Below are 12,028 nucleotides of genomic sequence, written 5' to 3'. Positions count from 1 at the left end.
CATAGCCATTACGACTGATTTGTTCGAGGTTTTCTCTTTGTTCCCCTGTTAGATTGACTTTATCTCGCCGACCTCTTCCCATGATTGATGTCCTCTGCTTGTTCGAGCTATTGCCCTATTTTAGCTGAAACAGTCCACTACTACTACTAATTATTGTACTGTAAAAGGATAATGCTGGGTTTTTAAAGGTTCCAATTTTAACAGGTCAAAAGCCCTATTTTCAAAGAGTTTTACCATTATTCAGCAATCCCTAATTAGGATAAACTCGCCCTTTCCAACCTCCCCCTTGGCCGCGCCAATAACGCAGGGCAGAATCGACGGTCATTAAACTATAAAAGAGGGCAATTAGTGGTAAAGTTAAAGCCCGCAGGGGGGATAATTTATATAGTCTTAAAGTCGGGCTATAGGAAAGGGCTATTAGTAATAAAGTGACGGTGCTAATTATAATAATTGATGTTTCTTTTAAGACCAATCCCCAGATTAAACCCAAGGGGGCGGCTAAATAGGTTAAAAACATCCCGAAAATTGTGCCGATTAACCAAAGTGTTGAGTAATTTAGTTGTGTGAAGGCGGTGCGGGCTACCATATTCCAAATGCTGGCTAAATCGGGATAGGGACGGAGACTATAGGTGCTTTCTGTTAATCCTAACCAGATGGAACTCTCGTTATTTTCTGGGTGATTTTGCAGATATTTTTTAACCGCAATCGCCAAAGAACAATCATCAATTAAAGCTTGTTTAAGAATATCAATACTGCCAATTTTTTCTAGAATATCTCGGCGAATTAAAATGCAACCCCCAGCGGCGGCAGCTATCGGGGAATTAGGATTATTAACTAGGGGAAAAGGATAGAGTTTCTCGAAGAAAAAAACAAAGGCAGGAATAAGAAATTTTTCCCAAAAACTGTCACAGCGTAGCAACACCATCAGGGAAACTAAAGCTTGTTTTTCCTGTACTGCTTTAGTAACTAATTGGGTTAAATTATCTGGTGCGTGGGCAATATCGGCATCGGTAAAGAGAAAATAATCGGGAGCGAATTTCTCGGTAGCCTCTTTTATTCCCTGTTTCATTGCCCATAATTTACCCGTCCATCCTATCTCTAAAGGCTGTCCAGAAATAATAGTTATTGGTTCAGATTTATGAGATTGATCAGCAATTTCTTGAGCAACTTTTCCCGTGCCATCACTGCTTTGATCGTCAATTAAAACAATCGAAAATTCTCCTTGATAATCTTGGTTAAAGAGGGAGGTTAAACTGATAGGTAAAACGTCGGCTTCGTTTCGTGCGGGGATAATTGCCGAGACTTTTGGATAATTTGTTAAGGGAGAAGTGACAGGATTAATTTTTTGGTTAGATAGCCAAAATTGTCCCCTGGCTAAGATTAAATATAACCAAATTATCAGCGATAGGAAAGTAACTAATAATAAGAAAAATGTCATAAGCTAGTCGGCCTTTTGATGAGGGAATAGGGAACAGGTCAAAAAGAGTAAGTAGGTAGGTGTTAAAAGTTGTCAGACACCCCCCTTATCAAGGGGGGCAGGGGGGATCCCCCCGCCTATCGGCACCCCCCTTATTAAGGGGGGCGGGGGGGATCCCCCCGCCTATCGGCACCCCCCTTATCAAGGGGGGCGGGGGGGATCGAACCTAAAATCCATTTTTAATTTAATTATAACCAGCTACTTATCAAATTTAGATGCACAACAGCTTCATAAGTTTGGGGTTTAACAGAGGGCAAATTAGGGTAAAATAGAAGCAAGTTAGCAAGATTAGACGAGGGCGTAAATCATGGATTATGATGTCGTAATTATTGGGGGTGGACCGGCGGGAGGTCACTGTGGTAGATTATTAAGTGAAAAAGGTTATCGTGTTCTTTTAGTGGAACAACATTCTAGTTGGCAAGATAATAACTTTTCTAGTGCCGCTTCTCCTCTAGAAATTTTAGAACAATTCAATCTCCCCGAAACAGTAGTGGCTAGGTTTTGGAAAAATATCGAAATTATCTCCACTAGCATACATCATTTTTGGTCATCACCGCAACCTTTAGGGGTAGTTTTTGATTTTGCCAAATTGCGAGAGTTTTTAGCGGCCGAAGTGCTGCGTTGGGGGGGAGAAGTTCGTTTAGGTTGTCGTTATCTGAAATATCAACAGATGGAGGATAAGCTAACTGTTTTCTTGAAATCAAAAGGCGAGGAAATCGAAACAGTTAATACTCGTTTATTGGTTGATGCCACGGGATACGCTAGAGCAGTTATGTATAAACACAGACGAGAAAAACCTGATTTTTTAAAAGCAGTCGGTATTGAATATTTAATTGCTGTGCCAGAACTAGATTATCAAAAATATCAAGATAATTTAGTATTTTTTCTCGGTCATAAATGGAGTCCTAAAGGTTATGGCTGGATTTTTCCTATGGATAATCAGCAATTAAAAATAGGAGCTGCTTGGTTAGAGGGAGAACATCCTTATATTTCTGAAGTTAAGCCTTTAAAAAGTTATATTACACAAATTATTCAAACCTACATGAATCTCTCTAAATATGATATAATCGACATTCATGGGTCTATTTTAGAATATTCACTCAATCTGCAAGATATTTATTATCAAGAACCGAATATTATAGCGATTGGTGATGCTGTTTCTACGGTTAACTTTTTAGGAGGGGAAGGTATTCGCTATGCTATGAAAGGAGCCGAAATTGCTTGTCAATACATGGAGGAATATTTACAGGGAAAATCGAGTAGTTTTGCCCCTTATCAACAGAGGATGCAGGAATATTTTCAACCAAAATGGAATTTATCCGATCGCCTCAGTCGCAAAGTTTATTTAGAATATAGTGATGCGCGTATAGATCAAGGAGTATCCTATCTCAAGTATCTTGCCACTCAGGATATAATCGACATTTTATTTTACTACAAATTTGAAAAATACACAAAAGGGTTAGGAGGATTTCTGCTGGGGAAATTACGTCAATGGTGGCGCAAAATTTTTCCTAGTCAAAAACCTAAGTAAATAGGCTAGGATAAAGCTAAGGAAACAATATTGGTAAAGACCGTGAGTAAGTTTATTCGCTACAGTACAATGATCACCCTGCTGGGTATTTTAGGAGCCTGTAGTGGCAATCCTGCCCTAGAAAATCGTCTGGCTGCCGATCCTAATCTACAAACAAATCCCATACCAGAAAACTCTCCTAATAACCAGCAATTACCCGCAAATTTTCCCGCAGAAATTCCTCGATATAGTCAATCAGAATTATTATCCGTGCAGACAAATCCTGATAATACCGGTGGGCAAACTCGTTGGCAATCCAACGATCCCAGCAATGCGATCGAGGCTTTTTATCAACAGGAATTAGTTAATAATAATTGGGAAATTATCACTCCCTTTTCTGGGGAAGGAGTTAATAGCACCTTGACAGCCCGTCGAGATAATTTAGAATTAACTATCACCATAACTGCCACTTCTCCCAATACGGAATATAGCCTCGATTATCGTCCAACGGGAACCCCGATTGCTTCCCCTAGTCCCTCCCCCATTTCTTCCCCCTTACCCAATCTTAATCCCACCAGTTTTAACGATCTCGAATCCTTACCTAATCCCTTAAAGAGCCACATTCAAGACTTAGCTAGATTGGGAGTATTAACAGGTAATAACAATCAGTTTAACCCTAATGATACAATAACGCGCCGAGAATTTGCCCGCTGGTTGTTACAGGCTAATAATGCCATTTATGCCAATGTAGCGGGTAAACAAATCCGTTTAGCTACTCCCAATAGTTCCCCAGCTTTTAGTGATGTTAAAAATAACGATCCCGATTATATTTATATTCAAGGATTAGCGGAAGCGGGGTTAATTCCCTCTCCTTTAACGGGAGATAGTAGCGCCCTTTTATTCCGTCCCAATGCTCCTTTAACCCGGGAAGATTTAATCGCGTGGAAAGTGCCATTAGATATTAGAAAAGCTTTACCGAGCGCCAATCTTGATACGATTAAAAATACTTGGGGTTTTCAGGATACTAATAAAATTAACCCGCAGCTGGTGCGCGCTCTTTATGCCGATTTTCAAAATGCCGAACAAGCCAATATTCGGCGAGTTTTTGGTTTTACTACCCTATTTCAGCCAAAAAGACCGGTAAATCGCGCTGAAGCTGCCGCTGCTTTATGGTATTTTGGTTTTCAGGGTGATGGTGTTTCCGCTGCCGATGCTTTGCAGGGTCAAGATACGCAACAGAGTGGGGTTAATTAGGGTTTGCGGCAAAAAGTTTTTCCTGGGGGCAGGGTGTGGGGTGTGGGGTGTGGGGTGTAGGGTTTTACCGATTTTGAGGGGGTCAATTACCTAATTTTCAGGGAAAAAGTCCAGGAATTTTCCCCCCGATCACTCGCATATCCGGTACTTTTTGATTGACAAAAAGTCTAAAAGTCTTACCCAACAAGGTTTTTAGATTTATTCAGCAAGCCCTAATTGAAATTTGTCCATAAAAACTAAGGGTGTGTTAGGAAAATATAAGCACTCTTTTTGACATTTCTTCATATCTATTCAGAAAAATTAACAAAGGATTCTTGACCCTGCAGCTAGGGGAATATTTTATGCTAAAGATATAACTCTGCTGCAGGGGATTTTCTTGCTGACTTCCGCTGCTATTAACATTATGACCCATCAAACTCTCAAACTCGCCGGGATGAGTTGCGCTGGTTGTGCTAATTCGATCGAACGGATAATTAAATCTATCCCCGGAGTGATTCGATGTCAAGTTAATTTTGGCATGGAACAGGTGGATGTGGACTATGATCCCAAGCGTACCGATCTTAACACTATTCAAGCAAAAGTTAGGGATGCCGGTTTCCAAGCTACACCGATAACGGAAATTAATCTCGAATCCAGGACAGAAAAAGAACTTCTCACTAAACTATCGATCGCTATTGTTATTAGCATTATACTTTTTATCGGTTCTTTGCCGATGATGACGGGTTTATCTCTATCTTTTATTCCCCACTGGTTACACGCTCCCTTATTCCAATTAATTCTCGCTACTCCCGTCCAATTTTGGTGTGGTCAAAGTTTTTATAAAAATGCTTGGAAAGCCTTTAAAAATCGCACTGCCACCATGGACACTTTAGTAGTTTTGGGAACCAGTGCCGCCTATTTTTATTCCTTGTTTTCAACCTTCGGGAGCGATTTTATCGAAAAACAGGGGTTTGATTCCCATGTCTATTACGAAGCATCAGCTATCGTCATTACTCTGATTTTACTCGGTCGTTTCCTCGAAAAACGTGCCAGAAAAGAAACAGCCGCCGCTATTAAACAATTAATGAGATTACAGGCAAAAACTGCTAGGGTGATTAGGGAAGAACAGACGCTAGATCTACCGATCGAAGAGGTAAAAGTAGGAGATATAATTTTAGTGCGTCCGGGAGAAAAAATTCCCGTCGATGGCATAATTATCCAAGGCAGTTCTAGCATTGATGAATCGATGGTGACAGGGGAAAGTTTACCCGTGCGAAAAACCGTCAATCAACAGGTAATCGGGGCGACAATTAATAAAACTGGTAGCCTACAAATGCAAGCGTTACGGGTGGGAAAAGATACGGTTTTAGCTCAGATTGTCCGATTAGTGCAAACCGCGCAAGCATCAAAAGCACCTATACAAAGATTAGTCGATCGAGTGACTGCTTATTTTGTGCCGGTGGTGATGATTATTGCTGTAATAACTTTCTTATTTTGGATTCTCCGCACGGGTAATCTCACCCTCGCTTTGATTACAATGGTGGAAGTCTTAATTATCGCCTGTCCCTGTGCGCTAGGATTAGCTACACCCACCTCGATTATGGTGGGAACAGGACAGGGAGCAAAACAGGGAATTTTAATTAAAAATGCCGAAAGTTTAGAATTAGCCCAGGGCATTACTACTATTGTTCTAGATAAAACCGGAACTCTCACCCAAGGTAAACCAACGGTGACGGACTTCTTGACTCGCGAAGGGGTGAGGGATGGACGGGAATTATCGCTGCTGCAGTTAGTCGTGTCGGTGGAGAATCATTCTGAACACCCGTTAGGAGAAGCAATAGTTAAATATGGGCGGTTAAACGCCATTAAAACCCTAGAAGTAACCGAATTTGACTCAATAACTGGGGCAGGAGTGCAGGGAAAAGTCGGGTCGGATTTAGTGCAAATTGCTACACAACAATGGTTAGAACGTCAAGGGGTTGAAACAAAAGTTCTTAAAAAAGTCGCCCACGATTGGGAATGGCAGAAAAAAACCGTGGCTTGGATAGCGGTTAACGGGCATTTAGAGGGGTTGCTCGCCATTTCCGACGTTTTAAAACCTTTTTCTTCTTCAGTGGTCGCCAAGCTCAAAAAAATGGGCTTAGAGGTGATGATGATGACGGGGGACAACCTCGAAACCGCAGAAGCGATCGCCAGCGAGTTGGGTATCCGGCGCTTTTTTGCCGCACTCCGTCCCCAACAAAAAGCCGAAAAAATCGAATATTTGCAGAAAAAAGGGAAAATAGTCGCCATGGTTGGAGATGGCATCAATGATGCGATCGCATTGGCGCAAGCGGACTTAGGTATTGCCATTGGCACGGGGACCGATGTAGCGATTGCTGCAAGCGATATAACCTTAATTTCGGGAGATTTACAGGGAATTGTGACTGCTATTGAGTTAAGTCGGGCAACAATGCGAAACATCAAAGAAAATCTCTTTTTTGCTTTTATTTATAACCTGATTGCCATTCCCATCGCTGCCGGAGTCCTCTATCCTTTTCTGCTCAATCCGATTATTGCCGGTGCTGCCATGGCTTTAAGTTCCCTTTCCGTGGTGACGAATGCTTTACGATTGCGTCGAGTTCATCCCAGGGTGGGGAGTGGGGTGTAGGGTGTGGGGTGTAGGGTGTGGGGTGTGGGGTGTAGGGTGTAGGGTGTGGGGTGTGGGGTGTAGGGTGTGGGGGTTATTTATTTTCAAGAGCGCGAATCAAAGTTAGCAGGAGTCGGCCTACTGATTCACATTGATTAAGAATAGGATTGACGCTCTGAGGGGAAGCTAGTTCAACTCTTTGAGAGATTAACCAATGAGTCTCCAACTCTTTGAGAGAACCTTGAGCTATGTACAAAAATTGGATGTATTCTCCCCTGGTTTTGCGTCCACACCCCTCGGCAATATTCGCTGCTATTGACACCGAAGCTCGGCGAATCTGTGTTGTCATCCCATAAAGCTCTTCTTTGGGAAAAGTTTTAGTGAGACGATAGCAACTTTCAGCTAAATTTACGGCCTCCTGCCAAACTCTTAAATCTCGGTAAGATTGAATTTTTGAATCCGCCATAGATTTTATCAACTTATCCCTATAGCCTACACTCTACACCCTGTCTCAACCCAAAAGATTGTACTACAATTTCCAGTACCCAGTTTCAATGCAAAGGGAGATAACTTTCGTTAACAATTCTTAAGGAAAAACTAGAAAAATTAGCTGTACGGGGGATGATACCGTAGAAAAGGCAATAGAATAATCATCCTGATATGACTGACTCCCCTGAAATACCTTATTTATTACGCGCTGCCAAAGGAGAAATCTTACCCCGTCCTCCCGTGTGGATGATGAGACAAGCAGGACGTTATATGCAGATTTATCGGGAATTGCGGGATAAATACCCCAGTTTTCGGGAAAGATCGGAAAATGCCGATTTAGCGATCGAAATCTCCCTGCAACCCTGGCGCGCTTTTCAACCAGATGGGGTGATCATGTTCTCCGATATCCTCACTCCCCTGGCGGGAATCGGTATTCCCTTTGATATTATCGAAAGTAAGGGGCCGATTATCGATTCTCCCATTCGTACTCAAGCGCAGGTGGACCAACTTAATCCCCTCGATCCCGATCAGTCTTTACCTTTTATCAAAACGATTTTAAAAACCCTGCGTCAAGAGGTGGGAAACAAATCCACTGTCCTCGGTTTTGTCGGAGCGCCTTGGACTTTAGCAGCATACGCAGTGGAAGGGAAAGGTTCTAAAAGTTATTCTGTGATTAAAGGGATGGCTTTTTCGGAACCCTCGGTACTGCACCAATTTTTAGATAAATTAGCGGATATGATTGCCACCTATGTCCGTTATCAAATCGATTGTGGGGCGCAAGTGGTACAAATGTTCGATTCTTGGGCGGGTCAATTAACTCCCCAAGATTACGATGTTTTTGCCTTACCCTATCAACAAAAAGTAGTTCGTTTGGTGAAAGAAACCCATCCCGATACACCCTTAATTCTCTACATTAGTGGCAGCGCCGGCGTTTTGGAAAGAATGGGTAAATCGGGGGTTGATATTATTAGCGTCGATTGGACTGTGGATCTGGCCGAAGCGAGACAGCGTTTAGGTAAATCGATGATGGTTCAAGGTAATATCGATCCGGGGGTTTTATTCGGTTCCCAGTCTTTTATTCGCGAGCGGATTATTGATACTATTCGTAAAGCAGGTAATCAAGGTCATATTCTTAATTTAGGTCATGGTGTTTTGGTGGGAACTCCTGAAGATAACGTGCGTTTCTTCTTTGAAACCGCTAAACAATTTAGTTATCAGGACTAGGGAACAGGAAATGGGGAAATGGGGAAATGGGGAAATGGGGAAATGGGGGAATGGGGGAATTCAACTAAAACCCTAAAACCCTAAAACCCTAAAACCCCAACACCATTTTTACTTTTTACTTTCAAACTGTCCCCTAAATTCTGCCGGATCAATTAAAATAATGAAAAAAATATTTCTAACGGGTGTGAGTGGCTGTATTGGGCATTATATCGCTGAGATTTTACTGGAAAATCCCGACTATGAAGTATATTTTTTAGTGCGTAATCCAGAGAAGTTAAAATTTACTTACCAAGGGCGATCAAATGTTCATATACTTTTAGGCGATATGGAAAATATTGGGGTATATGCCGAGCTTTTAAAAACAATCAATATAGCGGTTTTAATCGCTACCAGTTGGGGAGGAGAGGAGGAAAGTTATCAGATTAATGTGGTAAAAACCCTAGAATTAATTAGTTATTTAGATGCTCAAATCTGCGAGAAAGTCCTCTACTTTTCTACCGCCAGCATTCTCAATCAAAATAATCAACCTTTGCCCGAAGCTGGGGAAATAGGAACTAATTATATCCGCACTAAATATATTTGTTATAGTAAATTTGCTCACCTAGAAATCGCCGATAAAATTATCACTTTATACCCCACTTTTGTCTTAGGTGGTGACGAAAATAAACCCTATTCTCATATCTATGGGGGTTTACCGGATGTGTTGAAATATATCGGTTTAGTGCGTTGGTTTCAAGCTGATGGCAGTTTTCATTTTATCCATGCCAAAGATATAGCTCAAGTGGTGAATTATTTAATCGAAAATCCCGCACCAGAAAGCAAAATTGTTCTAGGCAATCAACGGACAACAGCTAACCAAGCAGTGGAGGAAATCTGTACTTATTTAAACAAAAAAATCTATTTTCGCATTCCTTTATCTTTAACCATTGCTAACTTTTTTATCAAAGTTTTTAACTTGCAGATGGAAGCATGGGACCGTTTTGCAATGAATTATCGCCACTTCACCCACATTAAAACCTATACTCCTGCTGATTTTGGTTTAAAAAACTATTGTTCCACCCTCGATGATGTTTTAACCTTGCGAGGAATTCCCCGAAAAAAACCCTAAGTAGTTGGGCTGCGGGGTTTGGGGGAGGCACTTCGTCCCCCGACGGGTAGGGTTGATTCATGAATCAACCCTACCTTGAATCAACCCTACCTTGAATCAACCCTACCTTGAATCAACCCTAGGGGTTTGGGGGGTAGAACCCCCCAAAAACTTGGCTTGAGTGATAAAATCAGAAATAATGCCCAACTCTTAACGCCAAATAGACTAATCCTGAAATTGTCTAGCATGAAATTGAGCGTAACGACCATTAAGATTTAATAACTCCTCGTGATTACCCACCTCGATAATTTCACCCTTTTCTAAGACTAAAATACGGTTAGCTTTTCTGACAGTTGCTAATCGGTGAGCAATAACAAATACTGTGCGCTCCGTCATAATTCTTTCTAAAGCTTCCTGCACTAAAGCTTCCGATTCCGAATCGAGCGCGGAAGTCGCTTCATCTAAGATTAAAATTCTCGGATTAGATAAAACCGCTCGCGCGATGGCGATTCTTTGTCTTTGTCCACCCGATAAATTAACACCCCTTTCTCCCACATAGGTATAGTAACCCTGGGAAAGTTCACTGATAAATTGATGAGCATTAGCAATTTTTGCCGCTTTTTCCACCTCTTGCAGATTAAAATCTCCCTGACCAAAAGCGATATTTTGGGCTATAGTGCCAGAAAAGAGAATATTTTCCTGTAAAACTACGCCAATTTGTCGCCGGAGACTTTTTAAAGTCACATCACGAATATCCACCCCATCGATTAAAATCTTGCCAGAAGTGGGGTCATAAAAACGCAATAAAAGATTAACTAAAGTGGTTTTTCCCGCTCCCGATGCTCCCACTAAAGCAATCATTTCGCCAGCGTGTGCAGTAAAATTAATATTTTTTAAAACCTGTCTGTCCTCATTGTAAGAAAAATTTACTTGACAATATTCAACTTCTTTGCTATGGGGTGGCAGATTGATCGCATTCGGTTTTTCGGTAATTGTTGGCAAAATAGCTAACAATTCAAAAATCCGATCCATGGAGGCTTGCCCCTGTTTAAATTGATTATAATTACTGGTAATATGGGCGATGGGATCGATTAACATGGCCACCGCTGCCACATAACTAACAAAGTCAATTCCAGTTAAATTCTTTTGGGAAATTTGCCAACCAGCGAGAAAGAATAAAAAGATGACACCGAGAGCTTGTAAGAATCCCACCACGACGTATTGTAAAGCTTTGGTGGATTCTGATAGGTATTGAGCGCGGCGATTTTCCTCCGCTTCTTGGGCAAAAAGCTCGGTTTGATAATCTTCAGCAGCGAAAGCTTGCACCACACGAATACCGCTAAAAACTTCGGTTAATAACGCAGAAAGATTAGATATTTTCGCTTGGGCGCGACGAGCATATTGTAATAATTTTTCACCAAAAAATCCCACCAAAACTCCCAACAAAGGAGCGATAATAATGACAGCGATCGTCAATTGCCAGTTAACAATAAACATATAGGCAAAGACGACAATTAACTGTAAGGCTGAGGGGATAAAATCATGGAAAAATTTGTTAATTACTTCCCCAATGCGATCAATATCTTCCGTTAAACGATAGGATAAATCACCAGTTTTCGCAGTTTCAAAGTAATTTAAACCGAGGGTTTGCAGGTGTGCATAAACTTTTTTTCTTAATTCGAGGGCAATTTTTAAAGAAGCTTTTGCCATCAGGGAATCTTGCCCATACTGAGACATTCCCCGCAGTAAAAAAACCACTGCCCCCACCCCCGAAAGTGTCGCCAATGCTTGCACATTTCCCTCGCCGATATATCTGGCCATTTGTCCGGCTAACCAAGCTAAAATCGGCCAAAATACCGTAAATCCGATCGTACAGATAAACGCCAAAATAATTGTTTGGGTTTGGGGACGGAGATAGGGAATGAGGTTCCAATAACTAGAGCGAGATTTCAAAATAATTTAGCGCCTTTAAATATAAGTATTCCTGCAAAATTAATTTGCTAGTCGAGACAGTTATCAGTTATCAGTTATCAGTTATCAGTTATCAGTTATCAGTTATCAGTTATCAGTTATCAGTTATCAGTTATCAGTTATCAGTTATCAGTTATCAGTTATCAGTTATCAGTTATCAGATTTAAGTTATCAGTTATCAGTTATCAGATTTAAGTTATCAGATTTAAGTTTTAAGTTTTAAGTTTTAAGTTTTAAGTGAGCAGTATTAAATAGAAGTTTCCTACTGTCTTTTTACTGTTTACTGTTTACTGTTTACTGTTTACTGTTTACTGTTTACTGTTTACTGTTTACTGTTTACTGTTTACTGTTTACTGTTTACTGTTTACTGTTTACTGTTTACTGTTTACTGTTTACTGTTTACTGTTT

General features: G+C 41.0%; 9 protein-coding genes. 6 read left to right on the top strand and 3 right to left on the bottom strand.

What is annotated here, in order from left to right; genetic code table 11:
* Nucleotides 1–250: 250 nt before the first annotated feature.
* Nucleotides 251–1,438, bottom strand: coding sequence for a glycosyltransferase (locus O9295_RS12170; protein ID WP_288033090.1), 1,188 nt, complete (start codon nucleotides 1,436–1,438; stop codon nucleotides 251–253).
* 346 nt (nucleotides 1,439–1,784) lie between these two features.
* On the opposite strand from O9295_RS12170, the gene O9295_RS12165 reads away from it, so the two are divergent.
* The 3 genes from O9295_RS12165 (at nucleotide 1,785) to O9295_RS12155 (ending at nucleotide 6,870) form a co-directional block, all read left to right on the top strand.
* A complete protein-coding gene (locus O9295_RS12165) occupies nucleotides 1,785–3,008 on the top strand; it encodes an NAD(P)/FAD-dependent oxidoreductase (protein ID WP_288033089.1) in 1,224 nt (407 codons plus the stop codon).
* Between the two features lie 30 nt (nucleotides 3,009–3,038).
* On the top strand, nucleotides 3,039–4,241 hold the full coding sequence (locus tag O9295_RS12160; protein WP_288033088.1) for an S-layer homology domain-containing protein: 1,203 nt from the start codon (nucleotides 3,039–3,041) through the stop codon (nucleotides 4,239–4,241).
* Between the two features lie 403 nt (nucleotides 4,242–4,644).
* On the top strand, nucleotides 4,645–6,870 hold the full coding sequence (locus tag O9295_RS12155; protein ID WP_288033087.1) for a heavy metal translocating P-type ATPase: 2,226 nt from the start codon (nucleotides 4,645–4,647) through the stop codon (nucleotides 6,868–6,870).
* A 73-nt stretch (nucleotides 6,871–6,943) separates the two neighbouring features.
* Here the strand turns inward: O9295_RS12155 and O9295_RS12150 are convergent, their stop codons facing one another.
* Nucleotides 6,944–7,315 (bottom strand): four helix bundle protein, encoded by a 372-nt coding sequence (locus O9295_RS12150; protein ID WP_288033086.1) that lies wholly within the window; start codon nucleotides 7,313–7,315, stop codon nucleotides 6,944–6,946.
* 194 nt (nucleotides 7,316–7,509) lie between these two features.
* Between O9295_RS12150 and hemE the strand changes: the two genes are divergently transcribed.
* Entirely contained in the window at nucleotides 7,510–8,562 is a 1,053-nt protein-coding gene (gene hemE, locus O9295_RS12145) for a uroporphyrinogen decarboxylase (protein WP_069474777.1), read from the top strand.
* Between the two features lie 160 nt (nucleotides 8,563–8,722).
* Nucleotides 8,723–9,670, top strand: a complete 948-nt coding sequence (locus tag O9295_RS12140; RefSeq protein ID WP_288033085.1) for an NAD-dependent epimerase/dehydratase family protein — start codon at nucleotides 8,723–8,725, stop codon at nucleotides 9,668–9,670.
* A 204-nt stretch (nucleotides 9,671–9,874) separates the two neighbouring features.
* Here O9295_RS12140 and O9295_RS12135 read toward each other — a convergent pair whose 3' ends face one another.
* Complete coding sequence (locus O9295_RS12135) at nucleotides 9,875–11,602, bottom strand: ABC transporter ATP-binding protein (protein WP_288033084.1); 1,728 nt, start codon at nucleotides 11,600–11,602, stop codon at nucleotides 9,875–9,877.
* A 44-nt stretch (nucleotides 11,603–11,646) separates the two neighbouring features.
* On the opposite strand from O9295_RS12135, the gene O9295_RS12130 reads away from it, so the two are divergent.
* Complete coding sequence (locus O9295_RS12130; RefSeq protein WP_288033083.1) at nucleotides 11,647–11,787, top strand: hypothetical protein; 141 nt, start codon at nucleotides 11,647–11,649, stop codon at nucleotides 11,785–11,787.
* The last annotated feature ends 241 nt before the right edge of the window (nucleotides 11,788–12,028 follow it).

Origin of the sequence: Microcystis sp. LE18-22.4A, from assembly GCF_027531105.1 — a bacterium.
GTDB lineage: Bacteria > Cyanobacteriota > Cyanobacteriia > Cyanobacteriales > Microcystaceae > Microcystis > Microcystis aeruginosa.
Note: the sequence above shows the minus strand (reverse complement) of the source record. Positions and strands in the feature narration are given on the sequence as shown.